A 20,755-nucleotide genomic window follows, 5' to 3' on the forward strand; every position below is an offset into this window, starting at 1 on the left:
GGCGCGCCCACCCTGGGCGGGCTGCCGCTGCCGGGGCTGCCCGGCGTGGCCGCCGCCCCGCCCGCCGTGGCCGACTACGTGCGCCGCAGCCGCCAGCAGCGTATTACGGAGCGCCAGAACATGCCCGCCGACGATATCCGCAACGTGCAACTGGCCGACGTGGCCGTGACCGGGCAGCGCGAGCAGAGCGTGATTCCGGCCAACGACCCGCGCCGCTACATCCCGGGCGTGACGGCCAGCACGGTGCTCGACTTCACCAAAATGCCGGAGGCGCAGTCGGGCATTCCCATCTTCTCGCTGCTGCAAGGCCGGGTGGCGGGCCTGGCTATTAGTGGCAGCCCGCCCAACCAGAGCATCCAGATTCGCAATTCGGGCACGCCGCAGATTATCCTGGATGGCCAGAAGGTTGATGCCGAGATGATTAACTCCATCAATTCGGTGGATGTGGAAGCGGTGGAAGTGTATAAGGGCAACGAGGCCGCCATCTTCGGGGCGAGCGGCGGCGTTATTGCCATTTATACCAAGCGCGGCAACAAGAACTATAAGGGCCCGCTGCCCGGCGGCCCGCGCGAAAACACCAGCCTCGTGACGGTGAAGCTGCCGAGCTACTACCAGGCCCGCGAGTTTTACCGCCCCCGCTACGGCGCGCCCGTGCTCAACGCCCCCGAAGCCGACCCACGCCGCCTCACCATCTACTGGAACCCCAGCCTGCAAACCGACTCAAAGGGTGTGGCCGAGTTCACGTTCTACACCGCCGACGGCAGCGGCAACTTCCAGGCCACGGCCGAGGGCCTCACCCTCACCGGCGAGCCGGGGCGCGGCACCGGCACTATCTACGTGGCGCCCAAGCGGTAGGAGCAGCTGCTGGCTTGGTAGATTTAAAAATCGAATCATGCAAAAACCCCCGCCCGCTACTTTGTGAAGTAGCGGGCGGGGGTTTTTCGTAGCCAGTTTGGAAGAGAGCAATAGGCTATCTCACAACCAGGCGCCCGGTGTGCGAGCCAGCGCGCAGCAGGTACAAGCCAGGAGCCAAGCCACTTACGTCGAGGGTGGCGGCCTGCTGCTGCACAGGTGCAGTACGCACTACCCGGCCCATGGCGTCGAGCAGCTTGGCCGTGGGGGCGGGAGCGGCCAATAGTAGCTGCACCTGGCCACTGGCGGGATTGGGGTAGAAGCTAAATTCGGTGCCCGCAGTAGCCGCCACCACGGGCAAGGCCACGGCAGCGTGGTCGTAGCGCAGGGCGGTGATAGTGGTGCCATCGCCGAGCTGGCCATAGAAGTTGAACCCAGTGGAAAAAACACGCTGTCCGGCGCTGGTGCGGGCCAGTGCATGGAAGCTACCCGCCGAAATAGTCAGCCAGTTAGTACCCAATGTTACTTCCTGCGTAAAGGTGTTGCGCGAGGCAGTGGTGTTGTCGCCGAGCTGGCCGCGGTTGTTATAGCCCGCCGCCCAGAGGGTGCCATTGGCTTGCAAGGCCACCGAATAGGAATCAGCGGCGCTTACTTGCTTCCAGGTGGTGCCGGTGCCCGCCTGCACCGGGGTAGTGCGCTGGGTGGTGGTGCCATCGCCGAGTTGGCCCGCAAAATTATCGCCCCAGGTCCAGAGCGTACCATTAGCTTGCACGGCGATGCTGTTGTAGAAGCCAGCTCCAATGCCTGTCCAAGACGTAACTGTGCCTATTTGTATGGGGACGTAGCGTTCGACGGTGGTCCCGTTGCCTAGCTGGCCCGAGCCATTGTCGCCCCAGGCCCAAAGCGTACCATCGGCCTGTATCCCTAGACTATGAACGTCACCAGCGGCGATGCTTATCCAGTTATTGGCAGTGCCTACCTGTGTAGGTACCGCTGCCCCGCCAAGAGAGCCCAAACCCGCTCCTCCATTAGTATTATCCCCCCAGCCCCAGAGCGTGCCATCGGCCCGAATGGCCAGTGTGTGCGAGTCGCCAGCGGCTACCTGCCGCCACTGGCTGCCGGTGCCTATCTGCGTTGGTGTATTCCGGTTGGTAGTGGTGCCATCGCCGAGCTGGCCCAGGTCGTTTTCACCCCAGGTCCAGAGGGTGCCATCGGCCCGCAGCGCGGCCGAAAAGTGATAGCGACTGCCCGCCACCTGCACCCAGGCCTGGCTGGTGCCGATGGTAGTGGGCACCGAGCGCTGGGTAGTGGTGCCATCGCCGAGCTGGCCGGCGCTGTTATCGCCCCAGGCCAGGAGGCGGCCATCGGGGCGCACGGCCAGGCTGTGGCCAAAGCCCGCGCTGAGGGCCAACGTGGGCAGGCCAACCAGGCCAACTAGCTGGCCCGGCTGGGCGCTGTCGGTGGTGGTGCCGTTCCCTAATTGGCCCTGGCTATTATATCCCCACACCCACACGCTGCCGTTGGCTTGCAGAGCCAGGCTGTGGTTATAGCCAACAGCTACGCTCACCCAATTGGTGGCGGTGCCTACTTGCAATGGGCTCAGTACGTTGGTAGTGCTGCCGGTGCCTAGCTGGCCGCTGGTGCTGGCGCCCCAGGCCCACAGCGTACCATCTGTACGCACGGCCAGGTTGTGGTCGTAGCTGGCCGCAAGTCGCGCCCAGTTGGTGGCGGTGCCTACTTGCTTGGGAGTAAGGCAGTTGGTGGTAGTGCCATCGCCGAGCTGGCCCACATTGTTGTAGCCCCAGGCCCATAAGGTGCCATCAGCGCGCAGCGCGAGGGTATAGCCCCGGGCACTCGCCATACTCACCCAACTGTTGGCCGCTCCTACTTGCACGGGGGCGGGGCGAATAGTGGTCGTGCCGTCGCCGAGCTGGCCGTAATTATTTTCGCCCCACGCCCACAGGGTGCCATCGGCGCGCAGGGCCATCGTGTGCCCATTGCCAGCCGATACATATTTCCAGGTAGTGCCGGTGCCTACCTGCGTGGGGCTGGGGGTATTGGTGGTACTGCCAATACCGAGCTGGCCCGAAAGGTTAGAACCCCAGGCCCAAATGGTGCCATCGGCGCGTAAGGCCACGCTGTGGCTATTGCCGGCCGCTGCTTGCTTCCAGGTAGTGCCGGTGCCTACCTGGCCAGGGTTGAGCCGGGCGGCAGTGGTGCCATCGCCCAACTGGCCCGCCCCGTTGTTGCCCCAGGCCCAGATAGTGCCGTCGGCACGTAGGGCTAGGCTGTGGTTTTCGCCGCTAGACAGCCCGGCCCAGTTGGTAGCCGTGCCCACTGGTACGGGAGTAGTGCGCTGGGTAGTAGTGCCATCGCCCAACTGCCCCGAAGAATTGCTGCCCCACGCCCGCAGGGTGCCATCGGGTAGTAAGAGTAAGTTATGCTGCCCATTGCTAGATAGGGTGCCCTGTAGGGCCTGCGCCTCGGCTATAAATGGTAGCGCTACCAAGGCTGCGACCAATATGCGCAGCCACTGAGGAGTAAGATTTTGTTTCATGCAAGTTTAGGAAAAGACGGTAATAAGATACTAAGCAAATGCATAGGCGTTGCACTATGAATAAATTCGGTTAGTTAAGAATTTATGAATTTGTCATGTAAGGCCACGGCTATCGGAGAGGAACAGAACCAGTTGGCGTATTTGCTGTATGCAAGCTGGGGTAAGCAATAGAATCCGAAGAGCATGAAAAAGCCCACTCTGCATTAGCAGAGCGGGCTTTTATATGTTTCTTTAAACATAGTTACGCCGCTACCGCCTCACCGGCCCCCAATTCTACTAGTAATTGTTGGGCCATAACCACGCCCCGGATGGCGTCGATGCTCACTTGCAGCTTGTCTTTTTGCTCCTTCATGCGGGCTGTGCGCGGGTGCGTCTGCACAAAGTTGAGGATGCGCCCAAACCGCTCGCCCTGGAAGTACGCCTCGGTGCCCGGCCCGGCGGGCAGGTAGGCGCGCAGGGTGTCGCGCTTCAGGGTCACTTTCTCGAAGCCCAACTGGCTGGCCAGCCAGCGCAGCTTCACCACATCTACCAGCACTTGCACCTGCTCGGGCAGCGGCCCAAAGCGGTCAATAATGCTGTCCACCAGTTTCTTGAGCTCCTCGGGCTTCTGCGCCCGGTCTAGCTTGGCGTAGAGTTGCAGGCGCTCCGACACGTTGTTCACGTAGGTGTTCGGGATGAGCACCGGCAGGTCGGTTTCAATCTGCGTTTCCTTGGGGCCACTGTTGAGCGCGCCGGCCGCCATTTGCAGGCGCTGCTGGCTGGTGCCGCCCGCGCCTTCGCCCAGGAAGAGGTCGCGAAATTCGGTTTCTTTCAATTCCTGCACCGCTTCGTCCAGCACCTGGTGGTAGGCCTCGTAGCCCAGGTCGTTGATGAAGCCCGACTGCTCGCCGCCCAGCAGGTTGCCCGCCCCCCGAATATCGAGGTCGCGCATGGCCACGTTGAAGCCCGCGCCCAGGTCCGAAAACTCCTCCAGCGTGTTGAGGCGCTTGCGGGCATCGGCCGGCAGGTTGGCCACGGGCGGCGTGAGCAGGTAGCAATACGCCTTGCGGTTGGAGCGGCCCACGCGGCCGCGCATCTGGTGCAGGTCTGAGAGGCCGGTGAGGTGAGCGCGGTTGATAATGATGGTGTTAGCGTTCGGAATATCGAGCCCGCTCTCGATGATGTTGGTGGCTACCAGCACGTCGTACTCACCCTCCATAAACTTCATCATGCGCTTTTCGAGCTCCTCGCCCTCCATCTGGCCGTGGGCCACGGCCACGCGGGCATTGGGCACGAGCCGCACGATGGTGGCCGCCATTTCCACGATGTCGGTGATGCGATTGTGCACGAAAAATGCCTGCCCACCGCGCTTCAATTCCCGCGCAATGGCGTCGCGGATGATAGTTTCATCGAATACGTGCAACTCGGTTTGCACCGGCTGGCGGTTGGGCGGCGGCGTGGCAATCACGCTCAAATCGCGCGCGCCCATCAACGAAAAGTGCAAGGTGCGCGGTATCGGCGTAGCCGACAGCGTGAGCGTGTCCACGTTCACCTTGATTTCCTTGAGCTTGTCCTTGGTCTTCACGCCGAATTTCTGCTCTTCGTCAATCACCAACAGGCCCAAATCCTTGAATTGCAGCTTCTTGTTGGTCAAGGCGTGCGTGCCGATGAGGATGTCGGTTTTGCCAGCCGCCACGCGCTCCATCGTTTCCTTCACCTGCTTGGCCGTTTTGAAGCGGTTGATGTACTCCACCGTCACCGGCAGGTTGGCGAGGCGGTCGCGGAAGGTCTTGTAGTGCTGCATCGCCAGGATGGTAGTGGGCACCAGCACAGCTACTTGCTTGCCGCCCGCCGCTGCCTTGAAGGCCGCCCGGATGGCAATTTCGGTCTTGCCAAAGCCCACATCGCCGCACACGAGCCGGTCCATCGGGTGGGGCTGTTGCATGTCGTGCTTCACGTCTTCGGTGGCCTTGGCCTGGTCGGGCGTGTCTTCGTAAATAAAGCTTGATTCGAGCTCGGCCTGTAAAAAATCGTCCTTTGGAAACGCAAAGCCCGGCGCGGTTTTCCGCTTGGCATACAGCCGGATAAGGTCGGCCGCGATGTCCTTGACCTTCTTTTTGACCGACTTTTTCTTGTTCTCCCACTCCGGCGAGCCGAGCTTGCTCATAGTGGGCGGCGAGCCCTCTGCACCGCTGTATTTCGCAATCTTGTGCAGCGCGTGAATGCTCACCGTCAGCACGTCGTCGTCGCGGTAAATGAGCCGGATAGCCTCCTGAATGTGCCCGTCTATCTCAATCTGCGTCAGCCCCGCGAAGCGCGCAATGCCGTAGTCTTGGTGCGTCACGTAGTCGCCGGGCTGCAAGGTCTTGAGCTCACGCAAAGTCAGCGCCTTCTTCTTCGAGAACTTGCGCGTTTCCTGCGCCCGGTAGTAGCGCTCAAAGAGCTGGTGGTCAGTATAGACGGCCAGTCCGAGCTGCTCGTCCACGTAGCCTTCGCGCAAGGCAATCAGCAAATGCTGAAATTGCACGTTGGGGTCTAATTCATCAAAAATCGTGCGTAGTCGGTCGGCCTGCCGCACCGAATCGGCGGCGATGATGGTAGTGTAGTCGCGGATTTTATTCTCGCGGATGTTCTTCAGCAGCCGCTCAAAGTCCTTGTTGAAGCTCGGCTGCGGCTTGGCCGCGAACTGGAATTCCTGCGAATTTTTAAAGTAAAACCGCTTGCCAAACTCCACGATGGCGAACTCATCCAGGCACTTCTTCAGGCTTTTGCCCTGCTCAAACAAGTCGCTGGGCCTCGATACAATCTGCATCCCGCCGGCCTCTTCCAGCACTTTCTGAAAGTTGGCTTCGGCCTTCTCAAACAACGTCGTGACCACGTCGAGCACCTGCCGCACATCCTTGACCCACAGGCAGCTGGTGCGCGGCAAAAACTCCAGAAACGACTCGCGCCGCTCTTGCAGCAGTTTGGTTTGCACGTTGGGGATGATGCTCACGCTCGTGCGCGGCTCAACCGACAACTGCGTTTCGGGGTTGAACGTGCGAATGCTCTCAATCTCATCGCCAAATAATTCCAGCCGGTACGGCAGCTCGTTGGCGTAGCTAAACACGTCCACGATGCCGCCGCGCACCGCGTACTGCCCCGCCTCGTACACAAAATCCGACTTCTCGAAGTCGTACTGCCCCAGCAGTTCACCCAGAAAATTGACGTCCAGCTTGTCGCCCACTTTGGCCGAAAACGTGTTTTGCACCAGGCTTTGGCGATTGATAACCTTCTCGCTCAGCGCCTCGGGGTACGTCACCACGAGCGGCGCGGCCAGGTTGGTAGCCACGCTGGCCTGTCGGCTGGCATTGAGCTGGTTAAGTACCTCGGCGCGCATCAGCACGTTGGCATTTTCCGTCTCGTCAAACTCATACGGCCGCTTGTAGGAGCTCGGAAACAGCAGGGCCTCCGGGCCGTCGGGCAGCAGGTGGCGCAGGTCGGCCATGAAGAGCGCCGCCTCGTCCTTGTCGTGCAGCACAAACACGTTGGGGTGCGCGTGGTGCGAGGCCGCGGCGGCCACCACGGCATCTTGTGAGCCTACCAGGCCGCGCAGCTGCACGCGCAGCTCGCCGCCGCGCGCCGCATCGTCGGCCGGGGTGTTGCGGTCGGCGGGCTTGGCCGCGCCGTGCAGGCGGGCGGCCAGGGTTTGTACTTCGGTGTCGAGGCGGTATAAGCGCAGAAAGTCAGCTACTTGCACGGGGCGTTGGTTCGTGGTCGGCGTAAAAGCGCCCAGCCCGGCCGGGAGATATTCCGGTCGGGCCAGGCGCTGCTTTCATACAGTATCGGCAGGGCGAAGGTTTCCGGTCGGCTTATTTTAGCTAGTTATATTAGCAATTTTCGAGGGCTTGCTACCTTCGCCAGAGCTTTTACCGTAACTTAGCCAACCGAAAAACTATAGCCTATGAATCCGCGTGACTTGCCTGAGGTAGTAGCCGAATTAATAATCGAAATGCACGAGGTGCGCTCAGAATTGAATGCGCTCAATGGGCGGGTAGACCGCTTAGAGCGCACGGTTGAAGAAGGTTTCAAAGCGCTGCGGGAAGAAATTCGGGAAAGCAGCCGTGCGACGGTAGACGGCCTAGTGAAAGGATTTGAGCCCTTCCTGAACCGGCTACTCGACCACGACGACCAAGTTAAAAACCACGAGCAACGCCTGGCGAAGCTGGAAAACCCTGAATAATTGCGCGGTTCTGCTCACCTGGCCATTGGCCTCATCACGGGCGTGGCCGTTGCGGGCCTCGTCACGGGTGTCAAATTCTCGCCCGCCGGCATCGCGCTGGCCGGCTTCTCGGCCCTCGCCCCCGACCTCGACCACCCCGAAAGCCGCCTCAGCAAGCGCCTGGGCTTCGCGCACGGCTACGTGCGCTGGGCCTTCGGCGCGGTGGCGCTGGGGCTGGCCGGCTACGCCTATTTTTTGCTAAAGCCCGGCCCCGACCAGCGCTTCACCTACACGGCCGCGCTGGCGTTTGGACTCATTGGCGTGGCGTTGCAGGGCGGCTCGGCCCGCAAGCTGGCGCTACTGTTCACGGGGCTGGCGACGGTGTTAATTGGACTTTACGCACAATTTTTATGGCTTAGCCTGCTCGGTACGTTCATCGCGCTGGCACCATTTACCTCACATCGGTCGTGGACGCACACTATCTGGGCCACCGCGCTCTGGACGTATATCGGGTATCTGGCCAATAAAAGTTTGGGCTGGCACGGCGTGGCGCACTTCGCAGGCGCGGGATATGCATCTCATTTGCTGGCTGATACGCTTACCAAGTCGGGCGTGCGCTGGCTGCTGCCGCTCACCGACTACAGCTTCAAGATACCCTTGATGAGTACGGGCACCAAAGCCGGCAACATGATGGAGCTGGCCATTTGCCTCGGTTACGGCCTGCTGGTGCTGGGCCTAGTTATTGGACACTTAGGGTTTTAGCTTCGTAAGGGGTTGCGGTTGTGCGAATAACCTATTAGTTTCGCGTTGGCAATGGGTGGCCAACTGGGGCAAATGTATCCTAACGTGAAGTTTATAGTATAGCCGGGCTCGGTATGTTATCCGAGCTTTATATTTTGATTTATAGTTAGTTACTTGCCTTGGCTGGGAGCCGCCACTACCTCTATCCTGCGTTACCATACCCAATTTCTACCCCCCACTCAATACCCCATTCTATTATGAACCAGATGAACAGCCCCCTCATCCGGGTCGGCGTATTTTACGACGGCAATTATTTCCTTAAGATTAGCGATTATTACTACTTTCAGCACGAGCGCAAGGCCCGCATTAGCCTCGAAGGACTGCACGAATTTATTCGCCACCAAGTAGCTGAGGAAGAAGATGTTGACGTGCGCCTGGCGCAGATAACGACTTCCCATTTTTTCCGGGGCCGCCTCTCGGCCACCGAGGCCCGCGATAAGGACCGCCTGTTTCACGACCGCCTGCTCGACGACATCCTGATGAACCTGGGCGTGTGCACGCACTACATGCCCCTCAAAACCCGCGACGGCCGCCTGCAAGAGAAGGGCATCGACGTGTGGCTGAGCCTCGAAGCCCTCGAAATGGCGCTGCACAAAACCCTCGACGTGGTCGTGCTCATCGCCGGCGACTCGGACTACGTGCCGCTCATCCGCAAGCTCAACACCGTGGGCACCCGCGTGATGCTGCTCAACTGGGATTTCAAGTACGAAGACTTCAAGGGCGAAACCCGCGTGACGCGCGCCTCGCAGCACCTGCTGGAGCAGGCCACCTACCCCGTGGCCATGCACGCCGTTATCGACCGCGGCTTGCAGGAGCAGGATGAAGTAGTTGAAAATATGTTTGTTACGCAGAGCGAGCCGGCCGCCTTCGCGCCCTCGACCAGCGGCTTAAACTACGGCAACGCGCCCGTTACCCCGGCTGCCGTAACCAACGGCGCGGCTCCGGCCGCCGTGTCGGGCACCGCTGCCGCGCCCAAGGTTATTCGCACTACCGGCCCCACGGCGGCCGGCCCGGTAGGCACGGTGGGCATCAGCACCATCAAGAACCTGAAGAACGGCTTCGGCTTCGTGGTAATGCCGCCCAACAACCTGTTTTTCAGCTACGCTGACTTGTCGGAAGGTGACTTCAACGACCTGCGCGAAGGCGACTGGGTTGAGTTCACGGTAGGCCGCAACCACCGCGACGAAGACTGCGCGCGCAACGTGCGCAAAGTAGCCGCCCCTAACCTTGATGGCGACGATGATTACGAGCCTGCTACCTCCACGCACCAGGCTCTTAGCGCTACGCTGTAGGTTGGAAATGAGTAGTTTGAAAAAGCCCGCTGCAAACACAGTGGGCTTTTTTAGTGCCTTAGAATAAAGTTGATAACGAGGCAAACTGCGTCTGTTAGGACACTTATTTACGGACTCACATAGTCCGTGCTACGGCAGAATGTCGCCCAGCCGCTTGCTGGCGGGGTAGCGGTTGAAGGTGCCAATGCCCTGGGCCACGGCGGTGGCCTCGGTTTCGCCGGCGGTCTGGCGGTAGATGACGCCGCTGCACACCACCAGCGACTTGCCGGCGTGGTCGACCTGCGCCACGGCGCGCAGCTCGTCGCCCAGGCGCACGGGGTGCAGGTAGTTGATTTTGAACTCGACGGTGGACACCAGCTCGCCCGCCGTTAAGGCCAGCGTGAGGGCCGCCGCGCCGAGCACGGCATCCATGAGGCCGGCCAGCACGCCGCCGTGGGCCACGCCCGGCGACGATAAATGCGCGGGCCCGATAACCATGCAGTACTCGGCCTGGCCGGGCGCGGAAGCGCTCAGGGTCATGCCATTGGCTTGGCCGTAGGCGTTGACGCGGTTGTAGCCGGCCACCAGGGCCAGCCAATCGGGGAGGGGGGAAGTGGACACGAGGTAGGCAAAAGACGTAAAAGGCCCACCGCCGCAGGCGCCCAAAGATGCGCATAGCCCGGCCAAACGCCCTTACCTTTACCAAAAACTCAGGCAGTTGCCCCCGGCGGCTGCCTGTTGCTTAGCCGCTTACCCGCCATGCCTTCCTTCGACATCGTCAGCAAAGTAGACCCCCAAACCCTCGAAAACGCCATTAATACCGCCAAAAAAGAGCTGGCCACGCGCTACGACCTGCGCGACACCAAGGGCGGTATGGAACTCGATAAAAAGGCCAACACTGTGCTACTCAGCTCCGAAAACTCGATGCGTATCAAGGCGCTAGAGGATATTCTGCTGGCGCGCATCGTAAAGCAGGGCATTGATGGCACGGCGCTCGACTTCACGGCCGAGGAACAGGCCAGCGGTAACCTGGTGAAGAAAACGATAAAAGTGCGCGCCGGCGTAGACAAAGAAGCTGGCCGCAAAATCATCAAAACCATTAAGGACAGCAAAATCAAGGTCGAAGCCCAGATGCAGGACGACCAGATTCGGGTGAGCGCCAAGAAGATAGACGACTTGCAAGCTGTTATCGCGCTACTGCGCCGTACCGACAATGGCCAGCCGCTGCAATTTGTGAACATGAAATAGACCGCAGATTCAAACGGATTTTTAAGATTTAACGGATACGCCCGCTGCGCGGGCTGACTGTTTACTTCCTAAGCTCTGTCTGGTATTTGCGAGGTGATTAATGCAATGCGTTGCAAGGCAACTTATTGTGTTTGTTTTAAGTGTGGAATGCTACAATTCTGTAACGCCTTCTGCTGGTGCGCTATTCACTAAAAATGGTTAGCTAACAGCTAGCCAGCCCGCGCAGCGGGCGTATCCGTTAAATCTTAAAAATCCGTTTGAATCTGCGGTCTATGTACGACTTCTCCGCTTTTACCCACGCTGCGGCATGGGTGAGTTTGCTCACCCTCACCCTTATGGAAGTGGTGCTGGGTATCGATAATATTATCTTCATATCCATCACCGTCAACCGTTTGCCCGAGGCGCAGCAGGCGCGCGGGCGCACTATCGGACTGCTGCTGGCGCTGGTGTTTCGCATCGCGCTGCTGTTGAGTATTTCGTGGATAGTAGGGTTGCGCTCGGCGCTGTTTACGCTGCCGCTGCCGTGGCTCGACGAGCCGTTTCCGGTGAGCGGGCGCGACCTGATTTTGCTGGGCGGGGGCTTGTTTTTGATGTACAAGAGCACCACCGAGATTCACAACAAGCTGCAAGGCGAGGAAGAAGACGAGCTAAACGCGGGCAAAGGCACGGCCACGCTGCCGCAGATTATCCTGCAAATCATCCTCATCGACATTATTTTCAGCTTCGACTCCATCCTCACGGCCGTGGGTTTGGTCGACAACGTGCTGGTGATGATAGCCGCCGTTATCTGCGCGATGGGCATTATGCTGGCTTTCAGTGGCGTAGTGGCCAATTTTGTGAATAAGAACCCGACCATCAAGATGCTAGCCTTGTCGTTTCTCATCATGATTGGCTTTATGCTGGTGATGGAGGCTGCGCACAAGGAAATCGAGAAAGGCTACCTCTACTTCGCCATGGCTTTCTCACTGATAGTGGAGCTGCTGAACATGCGCCTGCGCAAAAAATCGAAGCACGGCCCGGTGAAGCTGCGCGATTCGGAGTATGACTAGCCGCCCGAGCCGAGTTTTTGCCTCCCATTAAATCTTCAAAAGCGCCGCACTTACCCGTGCGGCGCTTTTGCTTTTCAGGCCAGCCCGGTGGCTAGCTCGCGTAGCTCGGCTAGGCTGCTGAGCACGCGCTGCTGGGCCAGGTCAAGCAGGCGGCGGTTTAGCTCGTTGTGGTGGGGGCGGTAAAAGGCGAGCTCTTCCTGCGTGAAATGGCCCACGACCAAGCCCGTGAGCGTAGCCCGCAGGCGGGCGTTGCGGGTTAGCAACTCGGTGAGGGCCGCACTGAGCTCGGTATCGGGGCGGGCCAGGGGCAGGCGGTAGTCGTGGGCAAAATCGGCCACGGTAGCCAGCAGCACGGGGTGCTGCAGCTTGAGCAGTGGGCGCAGCACCTGGTGCTGAAAATCGGCCACGGCGGTGGGCGTCGGAATGGCGGCCGGCTGGCCCGCGATGGCGGGGCGCAAAGCCAGTAGCGCGGCGTCGGGGCGGGCGAAGGGCGTAGGTTCGGGCATAGACCTGGCTGTACGCACACAAAAAAAGCCCGGCCGAAGCCGGGCTTTTCAAGTAGCATTTTACCGAACGAGGGCTTAGTGCTGAATAGTGACCTTGGTGGTATAGATGCCATCGGTGGTAACAACGCGCACCACGTACAGGCCCGAGGCCAGGGCAGTGGTGTTCAGCTCGATGCCACTCTGCTGCATCTTGGCCACTGGCACGCTGGTGGGCGCTACTACCATTTTGCCGAGTAGGTCGAGCACCGTTACTTGGATAGGGGAGGCGCTGCCGAGCTGCGTGCGCACGGTCAGCAGGTTCTGAGCGGGGTTGGGGTAGGCTTCGAGCACGCTGCTGGTAGCCAAGCCGCTGTTAGTGCTCAGCGTGATGGGGGTAGCATTCGGCGGCACATCGAAGGCGGCCACCGAACCCGTCACTACCGGGGCGTTGCCGGCCCCGGTGCGGGGACCTTGCACAGCGCTGTAGCCCATGCCCCGGCGCGCAAACACCGCCCAGATGAGGCTGGCGTTGGCCGCTCCATTGTAAGTAGTATCGGCGCGCAGGATAGCGTCGCGGCCATCCAGGAAGCCAGGGTTGCATACCTGCATCCGGCAGCCATCGAGTACTAGCTTCAGGGCGATATTATTGCCGCCCGTTGCCGCGTACAGGTTCTGGTTGTAGCCGTACTTATAGATAAACTGCCAGTTCAAATCCCACAGCACCGTAGCCCATACCTCGCCCACGTCGTGGGTTTCGTAGAACTGCCCCGCGCCTGTGCCAAGCTGCGCGTAGGTGTAGTTGTTCAGGCTCATATCGGTGGTATAAGGCTTGTGGCGCAGGCCGGAGATACCAAAAGGGCCCAGGCCCGTGAGCGTGTAAGCCTGATTAGCGACGTAGGCGGCTTCGTAGCGCGGCATGCTGCCAATGTCGCCGGGCTTGGTTGTCATCCACATGCCAAAGAAGTCGCTCCAACCTTCGCCCATAGTTTGGTTGCCGTCAGAGTTGTTGAGGCAGCCTACCGTGGCGGGGCCACCCGTGAGGCGGTTGGAAATACCGTGGCCGTACTCGTGCGACATCACGCCGCTGTCGAAGGAGCCATCGAAGCTGGCGCCGGGTGTGATGCAGATAGCGGCCGAGCCGCCGCTGGCCAGGGCCGCTTTGAGCGCGTTGCCCGCCACCCCACTGATACCAATAACCGGAATGGTAACAGAAGCATCGGTGCCGCCGGGCGTGAGAGGTGTCGTGGTGGTGGCGGCCCCGTCGAAGATGATAGCCCCGATAGCGCCTTGCATCTGCGCTAGCTTTACCTTATCTGTGTAGTTATTCGACGTGGTGCAGCCGCCGCGCATAATAAGGGCGATGTTGCCGCTCACGGCAGTGGCATTCACGTAGGGCGAGGCGCAGGAGTGCGCGCCGCCGTCGGCCGATACGCCATCATTCACCACTACCAGATTGCCGCACAAGCTGCCGACCTTCTGGCCAAAAGCAGCGCTACTATAGGCATAAGAGCCGGCTGCCGCACTGGGGCTATTGACTACTAATTTGTTGTTCGGTAGGTTGTCGAACAAATACATCTGCATGCGGCCGCTGGTGCCATCGGCCGGCGAATAGAAGTTCGCGTTGTTAGTACCGCTACCGTCCTGTGCTTCGGCCCGCACAAAGTCGCTGCCCATGCCAGCACCGCTAAGGTTCTTGTACTGAAAATTGCCCGATACCTCATCGAAACCGTGAGCCATCATCACGTCGTGGTTGACGTTGTTCCAGTAAAACAAATTGGTGACGCTAGCCGCTACGTTGTTGGCGTCGCGGGCACCGTTGGCTTGCACCAGTTGAAAGTCGTAGTCGAGGTTTGCCCCCCCGTTGGGGGCGGAAGTTGACAGAGAGTAGTTGGGTGAGGTAAGGAGGTTGGCATTTACGTTATTATTGTCGTCGTAGGCCGCCACGTTGTTGCCCCGCGTCAGGTATTTGCCGCTGCTGAGGAGCGAAAAGGCATCAGCAAAAAAATTGGCAGGCGCTAGATTTTCGCCCACCATCCAACCGTAGGGCGAGTACGTGCGGTTGACTGAACTGAGGGCCACACTAGTGCGGGGAGTAGCTACCGGGTTTTCGCCGGGCATGGCCACTACGGTGAGGCTACGGGCGGTACCGGTCGTTTGCAGCGGGCTAGCCAGCGGCTGGGCAGGCGCAGCAGCGGCCGCAAAGGCCAGCGCCCGCTGTTGCAAGCTTAGTGCGTGGTTGGTTTGCTGGCCAAATGCCGCCTTTTCGCTTACCACATAGTCTTCTTTGCTTACCAGGCGGCCGGTTTGCGCGTTCACGCGCGCGCCCCAGGCGTGCTGCTGGTCGAGGGCCGCGATAACCACGCTCCACACCAGCACCAGTTGGCCATCTACCTGCTCGTACAGCAAGCGTACCGGAATATTATCCTCCGAAATTCCGCCTTTATTGAACACCAGGCCATCGGCCGGGCGGGCTTCTACTACTACCTCCAAGGCCACTGGCCGGGGCAGGCCCAGTGCCACGGTAGCAGCCGTTACGGCCTGCGCGGGCGTGAGCGCGGGCGTCGGTGAAGGCGCTTTTTGGGCGGCGTCGGGCACAAAAAACTGCGACGCGGCCACCACTTTGCCCTCGGCGTTAGTATGCACCGCGCCGGTGGCGTGCAACACGCCTAACCCATTCACCCGCTGCTGAAGGTACGTGTGCGTCACCCCATTAGCGTCGGTATAAGAATCGGTTACAACCGGGTTGGCGGCATCAGCAGCCTTCAGGCCCTGGGCTTTGGCGCGTGCCACAAACGCGGCCACTACTCCTTCCGGAGCCGTTTTGGGCTGCTGGCCAAAGGCCAGGCTGGGTAGCGCCAGCGCGGCAGCCAGTGCAAGTTGCCGATACGTTGAGCGGGTAAATATTAAGTGCATGAAGTGGTTAAAACGTAAGTGGGGCTTAGAAAAATAATGCTCGCCAAAAATACTGAAAGTCAAGCACGTATTTCGTGAAGGTTACCTGAATAAAAACATATTTGGTGAGCAAAACCCTACGCCTGGTCATGTGGGCTGTTTGCTAAAAAAACAGCAGCCCCGGCTGGCACGAGCAGCAAGCGGCGTTGCACAGCTAAAGCCCATTGCCTGCATAAATTCACTAAGCTAGATTGTCTACCGGTCAGCGGCATCAAAAACCCGCAGCTTGCTCAGCACGTCCCACAGCACCACGCCGGCCGCCACGCTCACGTTCAGCGAGTGCTTGGTGCCGAGCTGCGGAATCTCCACCGCCGCGTCGCACAAGGCCAGCACCTCATCATCGACCCCGAATACCTCATTGCCGAGCACCAGCGCCAGCGGCTGCCCCGCTACCGGCTGAAATTGCGGCAGCAGCACCGAATTGGTAGTTTGTTCCACCGCGATGAGCTGGTAGCCAGCGGCTTGCAGGTCTTGGGCGGCCTCCAGCGTGGTGGCCACGTGCACCCACGCTACCGACTCGGTGCTGCCCAGGGCAGTTTTAGTGATTTCGCGGTGCGGCGGGCGGCCCGTGACGCCGCAGAGGTAGATTTTTTCGAGCGCAAAGGCGTCGGCGGTTCGGAAAACGGCCCCCACGTTGTGCAGCGAGCGCACGTTGTCGAGCACCAGCACGACGGGGCTTTTGGCAGTAGCTTTGAAATCGGCCACGGGCAGGCGGTTTAGCTCCTGCATAGTGAGTTTGCGCATCATTTTGGGGGCTGTTAGCTTTTGGCCTTTAGCCGTTAGCTTTTTTTGAGGAGAAAGCCAGCGAGTGAGGCGGGCACAATCCGGCGTAATTTAGGGTTTTAAAGAAACGCTGGGCTAAAAGCCAGTCTGCGTTTCTTTCCCAATGATGGCTGTCGATAAAAAGCTACTAGCTAGCAGCCAGAAGCTAACAGCTAAATGTCCACCGCCACCGCTCCCGCCAAAAAATTCGAAATCAAGTCGCTCGGCCCCGAGCACACCACGCCCAGCCCGGCGTTTGATACGCCGCTGATGCGGCAGTACTACCAGCTCAAGCAGGCGCACCCCGGCGCGGTGCTCTTGTTTCGGGTCGGCGATTTTTACGAAACCTTCGGCGAAGACGCCGTTACGGCCTCGCGCATTCTCGACATCACGCTCACCAAGCGCGGGGCCGGCACGGCCTCCGAGGTGGCGCTGGCGGGCTTTCCGCACCACGCCCTCGACAACTACCTGCCCAAGCTCGTGCGTGCCGGCCAGCGCGTGGCCATCTGCGACCAGCTCGAAGACCCCAAGCAAGCCAAAGGCTTGGTAAAAAGAGGGATAACCGAGCTCGTGACGCCCGGCGTAAGCCTGCACGACAACACCCTGGAGCGCCGCCAGAACAACTACCTCGCCGCCGTGCACTTCGGTAAAACCGAAGCCGGCGTGTCGTTCTTGGACATCAGCACCGGCGAGTTTTTGGTGGCGCAGGGCACGGTAGAGTATCTGGGTAAGCTGCTCCAGAATTTCCGCCCCGCCGAAGTGCTGTTCTGCAAGCAGAGCCGCCGAAATTTTGAAGAGCACTTCGGTCCCGATTTCTGCACCTACGCGCTCGATGAGTGGGTGTTTGGGCACGACTACGCCCACGATACCCTCACGCGGCACTTCCGCACTACCTCGCTCAAGGGCTTCGGCGTCGATACGATAAAGGAGGGCGTAATTGCGGCGGGCTGCATCCTGCATTACCTGGCCGAAACCAAACACACCGATATTCAGCACATTGCGAGCCTGGGCCGGCTCGAAGAAGATAAGTACGTGTGGCTCGACCGCTTCACGGTGCGCAACCTGGAGCTGGTGCAAGCCCAGCACCCCGGCGGCGTGCCGCTGATTGATATTCTCGACCAAACCATCACCCCGATGGGTGCCCGCCTGCTACGCAAGTGGGTAGTGCTGCCGCTCAAGGAAGTAAGCCAGATTCAGCGCCGGCTCGACACCGTGGCCGCCCTGGTGGCCGACCCCGAGCTGCTCGAAGAAGTGCAGGGCCACCTGCGCCCCATTAATGATTTAGAGCGCCTTATCTCGAAGGTGGCCGTGCGCCGCGTGAACCCGCGCGAGCTGTTGCAGCTGGCGCGGGCGCTGGAAAGCATCGCGCCGCTGCGCGAAAAGCTGGCCGCCTCGGGCATCAAAGCCCTCGAAAAGCTCGCCGACCAGCTCAACGCCTGCGCCTCGCTGCGCCAGGAAATTCAAGCCAAAATCCGCCCCGATGCGCCCCTGCTCACCAACCAAGGGCACGTCATTATGGACGGCGTAGATGCCGAGCTGGACGAGCTGCGGGCGCTGGCGTTTTCGGGCAAGGACTTCTTGCTGAAAATGCAGCAGCGCGAGCAGGCCGCTACCGGCATCACGTCCTTGAAAGTGGCTTATAACAAGGTGTTTGGTTACTACCTCGAAGTGAGCAACGCCCACAAAAACAAGGTGCCCGCCGAGTGGATTCGCAAGCAAACGCTGGTGAACGCTGAGCGCTACGTGACCGAGGAGTTGAAGACGTACGAGGAGAAGATTCTCAACGCCGAAGAGCAGCTGTTCGTCATCGAAAGCCGCATCTACCAAGAGGTTACGCTGGCGGCGCTCGACTTCGTGAGCCAGATTCAGCAGAACGCCCGCGCCATTGGGGTGCTCGACTGCCTGGGCTCGTTTGCGGCCACGGCGCGGCAGTACCACTACGCGCAGCCCACCGTGAACGACGGGCCGACGCTCGACATCAAGGCCGGCCGCCACCCCGTCATTGAGCGCGGGCTGCCGCCGGGCGAAAGCTACATTCCCAACGACATCTGCCTCAGCCAAGACGACCAGCAAATTGTGGTAATAACGGGGCCCAACATGGCTGGCAAGTCGGCCCTGCTGCGCCAAACGGCGCTCATCGTGCTGCTGGCGCAGATTGGCTCGTTTGTGCCGGCCGGTGAGGCGACCATCGGCATCATCGACAAGATTTTCACCCGCGTGGGCGCTTCCGATAACCTGAGTAAGGGCGAAAGCACCTTTATGGTGGAGATGACCGAAACGGCTTCCATCCTCAACAACTTATCGAGCCGCAGCCTCGTGCTGATGGATGAAATCGGGCGCGGCACCAGCACCTACGACGGCATCAGCATCGCGTGGGCCATTGTGGAGCACTTGCACAACAACCCCAAAGCGCGGGCTAAAACGCTGTTTGCCACCCACTATCACGAGTTAAACCAGCTGGCCGACGACTGCCCCCGCGTGCGCAACTACCACGTGGCCGTGCAGGAGGCCGACGGCCGCGTGCTCTTCCTGCGCAAGCTGCGCCCCGGTGGCTCCGAGCATTCGTTCGGCATCCATGTGGCGCGCATGGCCGGCATGCCGCCCGCCGTGGTGCTGCGCGCCAACGAAATAATGCACCACCTGGAGCAGGAGCGCGCCCAAACCGGCCTCGCGGAAGTGGACCCCACTGCTGCCACCGAATTTGACGACGTGCTGGCCGGCCTCGACCAGAAGGATTCACCAACTCACCAACTCACCAACTCACCGAAGCCCCGCGCTACCACCGCCATGGCCACGCGGCCCACGGTGCAGCTCAGCATGTTCGAGCCCGGCGACCCCAAGCTGGAGCAACTGCGCGAACTGCTACAAGTGCTGGACATCAACACGCTGACCCCAATAGAGGCGCTGCTGAAGCTACAGGAGCTGAAGGGGCTGGTGTAGCGGCGCTACCGCAGGTAGTGCTGCCGCAGTAGCGTAGCGGCCGCCGTGGCGTCGGCCACGCACACGCTGCACGCGGTGCCCACGCCGTTTACTGGCCCTTCGTACTCCCAGGCGAAGGTTTTGGGGGCGGCCGTGGGGCTGGCGCGCACCAGCAGCCCGGTGCCGCTGGGCACTACGTACAGGATGCGGCCGTTTTCGAAGCGCACTTTAAAGCCCGCCTGGCCCTGCACCCGGCTTGCGCCGCCGTAGCGCAGGGGGTTGTCTACCCGGTCTTTGCCGTGGGCGTAATGGATATCGGAGCGGCGGCCGTTGTTGGTCCAGAAGCTGAAGTGCTCGTAGTCGGCCGTGCCGGGCTGGCCGTAGCCGTAGTTGGCCACCCGGTTTTGGGCGCGGGCGGGGCCGGCGGCCGCCGTGAGCAGTGCGGCGGCGAGTAGGCTGGGAGCAGAAGCGAAGTTCATGGACAAAAAAGCGCGTGAAAGCGGTTATCCCGCCTGGTTTCTAAACCAGGCCGACCGGCCTAGCTGCATACGCAAAGCGCCTGCCCAAAGCTGCGCCGCCGGCCTCCACAAAACCGCTGACTACGGCCGTAGTACCGTGAACTGCCGCCGGGCGCGGCGTGTTAAAAGAAATCCGGCTACCCGGCCGGCCGCGTATGTCCGTGTCCCGCTTTCTTTCCGCTAAACACCCCATGACCAAGCTTTTTTCGGCCCTGATGGGCCTCGGCGCGTTGGCGCTCACGGCCTGCGGCCCGCAGCAGTCGGCCCAGGCCCAAACCCCGCCCCCGGCGCCCCAGCGCGCCACTACCGGCTTTGCTCCGGCCAACCTCACCGGGCTGGCGCAGGCCACCTTCGCGGGCGGCTGCTTCTGGGCGCAGGAGGAGGCGTTTGAGGAAATAAAGGGCGTGAAGCAGGTGGTGAGCGGCTACGCCGGCGGCACCGTGCCGCACCCCACCTACGAGCAGGTGGCCGGCCAGCGCACCGGCCACGCCGAGGCCGTGAATATCTACTACGACCCCAAAGTGGTGAGCTACCAGACGCTGGCCGACATCTTCTTCACGGCCAGCCACGACCCCACGCAGCTCAACCGCCAGGGCAACGACACCGGCCCCGAGTACCGCTCGGTGGCCTTCTACCGCACGCCCGAGGAGAAAAAGATTATCGAGCAAACCATTGCCAAGGTCAACGCCGCCAAGCAGTACGACGGCAAAATCGTGACCCAGGTAGCGCCGCTCAGCCAGTTTTGGGATGCCGAAGACTACCACCAGGGCTACTACCGCCTGAACCCCGACAACCCCTACATCACCAACGTGTCGGCCCGCAAGGTGGCGCACGTGCGCGAGCGGTTTCCGCAGGTGCTGAAGCAGGGCGCGGCGCTGTAGGCGGCAGGTTGTTAACTGACGGTCATGCTGAGCGCAGCGCAGCGGAGTCGAAGCATCTCTACCGCCTCGTTGGACGGCTTGGATGATGTGGCAGAGATGCTTCGACAAAATTAGTATGACAGTCGCTCAGACTTTCTCCAATTCAGAAATAAGTCTAAAAATCTTGGGCAGCCCTGGCTTCGTAGCCAGGGCTGTTTTTTTATGTCCGGCTGGCGGCGGTGTGGACTATTACGGCAATAAAAATATTCGCCAGATATAGCTATTGTTTTTTTTTTCAACA

General features: G+C 60.6%; 15 protein-coding genes. 8 read left to right on the forward strand and 7 right to left on the reverse strand.

The features are described from left to right. On the forward strand, window positions 1-855 hold an 855-nt coding region (locus VFO93_RS04575), incomplete at its 5' end, for a TonB-dependent receptor (RefSeq protein ID WP_325133146.1). 115 nt (window positions 856-970) lie between these two features. Here VFO93_RS04575 and VFO93_RS04580 read toward each other — a convergent pair. Further along, window positions 971-3,409, reverse strand: coding sequence for a T9SS type A sorting domain-containing protein (locus tag VFO93_RS04580; RefSeq protein ID WP_325133147.1), 2,439 nt, complete (start codon window positions 3,407-3,409; stop codon window positions 971-973). 241 nt (window positions 3,410-3,650) lie between these two features. Continuing rightward, complete coding sequence (mfd, locus tag VFO93_RS04585) at window positions 3,651-7,127, reverse strand: transcription-repair coupling factor (RefSeq protein WP_325133148.1); 3,477 nt, start codon at window positions 7,125-7,127, stop codon at window positions 3,651-3,653. A 204-nt stretch (window positions 7,128-7,331) separates the two neighbouring features. Here mfd and VFO93_RS04590 point away from each other — a divergent pair, with 204 nt between their 5' ends. The 3 genes from VFO93_RS04590 (at window position 7,332) to VFO93_RS04600 (ending at window position 9,682) form a co-directional block, all read left to right on the forward strand. Beyond that, window positions 7,332-7,610 (forward strand): hypothetical protein, encoded by a 279-nt coding sequence (locus tag VFO93_RS04590; protein ID WP_325133149.1) that lies wholly within the window; start codon window positions 7,332-7,334, stop codon window positions 7,608-7,610. Then, the gene (locus tag VFO93_RS04595) at window positions 7,611-8,351 is read left to right on the forward strand and encodes a metal-dependent hydrolase (RefSeq protein WP_325133150.1); all 741 of its coding nucleotides are present in this window, start codon (window positions 7,611-7,613) and stop codon (window positions 8,349-8,351) included. It begins immediately after the preceding gene. Window positions 8,352-8,587: 236 nt separating this feature from the next. Then, the gene (locus VFO93_RS04600) at window positions 8,588-9,682 is read left to right on the forward strand and encodes an NYN domain-containing protein (protein ID WP_325133151.1); all 1,095 of its coding nucleotides are present in this window, start codon (window positions 8,588-8,590) and stop codon (window positions 9,680-9,682) included. 129 nt (window positions 9,683-9,811) lie between these two features. Here the strand turns inward: VFO93_RS04600 and VFO93_RS04605 are convergent, their stop codons facing one another. Continuing rightward, complete coding sequence (locus VFO93_RS04605; RefSeq protein ID WP_325133152.1) at window positions 9,812-10,282, reverse strand: PaaI family thioesterase; 471 nt, start codon at window positions 10,280-10,282, stop codon at window positions 9,812-9,814. Between the two features lie 138 nt (window positions 10,283-10,420). On the opposite strand from VFO93_RS04605, the gene VFO93_RS04610 reads away from it, so the two are divergent. Both VFO93_RS04610 and VFO93_RS04615 read left to right on the forward strand, forming a co-directional pair. Continuing rightward, window positions 10,421-10,909: a YajQ family cyclic di-GMP-binding protein gene (locus VFO93_RS04610; protein ID WP_325133153.1), complete on the forward strand. Its 489-nt coding sequence runs from the start codon at window positions 10,421-10,423 to the stop codon at window positions 10,907-10,909. Between the two features lie 272 nt (window positions 10,910-11,181). Beyond that, on the forward strand, window positions 11,182-11,958 hold the full coding sequence (locus VFO93_RS04615) for a TerC family protein (RefSeq protein ID WP_325133154.1): 777 nt from the start codon (window positions 11,182-11,184) through the stop codon (window positions 11,956-11,958). Between the two features lie 74 nt (window positions 11,959-12,032). Here the strand turns inward: VFO93_RS04615 and VFO93_RS04620 are convergent, their stop codons facing one another. The 3 genes from VFO93_RS04620 to VFO93_RS04630 all read right to left on the reverse strand — a co-directional run bounded on the left by VFO93_RS04620 (window position 12,033) and on the right by VFO93_RS04630 (window position 16,139). After that, window positions 12,033-12,464, reverse strand: coding sequence for a hypothetical protein (locus tag VFO93_RS04620; protein ID WP_325133155.1), 432 nt, complete (start codon window positions 12,462-12,464; stop codon window positions 12,033-12,035). 75 nt (window positions 12,465-12,539) lie between these two features. After that, window positions 12,540-15,356, reverse strand: coding sequence for a M36 family metallopeptidase (locus VFO93_RS04625; protein WP_325133156.1), 2,817 nt, complete (start codon window positions 15,354-15,356; stop codon window positions 12,540-12,542). Between the two features lie 234 nt (window positions 15,357-15,590). Continuing rightward, window positions 15,591-16,139 carry an RNA methyltransferase gene (locus tag VFO93_RS04630; protein ID WP_325133170.1) on the reverse strand — a complete coding sequence of 183 codons (549 nt, stop codon included), beginning with the start codon at window positions 16,137-16,139 and terminating at the stop codon, window positions 15,591-15,593. Window positions 16,140-16,427: 288 nt separating this feature from the next. Here VFO93_RS04630 and mutS point away from each other — a divergent pair, with 288 nt between their 5' ends. Next, on the forward strand, window positions 16,428-19,097 hold the full coding sequence (mutS, locus tag VFO93_RS04635; protein ID WP_325133171.1) for a DNA mismatch repair protein MutS: 2,670 nt from the start codon (window positions 16,428-16,430) through the stop codon (window positions 19,095-19,097). A 5-nt stretch (window positions 19,098-19,102) separates the two neighbouring features. On the opposite strand, the gene VFO93_RS04640 is transcribed toward mutS, so the two are convergent. Beyond that, window positions 19,103-19,555, reverse strand: coding sequence for a hypothetical protein (locus tag VFO93_RS04640; protein ID WP_325133157.1), 453 nt, complete (start codon window positions 19,553-19,555; stop codon window positions 19,103-19,105). Window positions 19,556-19,785: 230 nt separating this feature from the next. Here VFO93_RS04640 and msrA point away from each other — a divergent pair, with 230 nt between their 5' ends. After that, complete coding sequence (gene msrA, locus VFO93_RS04645) at window positions 19,786-20,475, forward strand: peptide-methionine (S)-S-oxide reductase MsrA (protein WP_325133158.1); 690 nt, start codon at window positions 19,786-19,788, stop codon at window positions 20,473-20,475. The last annotated feature ends 280 nt before the right edge of the window (window positions 20,476-20,755 follow it).

This window comes from Hymenobacter sp. (assembly GCF_035709525.1).
In the GTDB taxonomy this organism is placed as follows: Bacteria; Bacteroidota; Bacteroidia; order Cytophagales; family Hymenobacteraceae; genus Hymenobacter.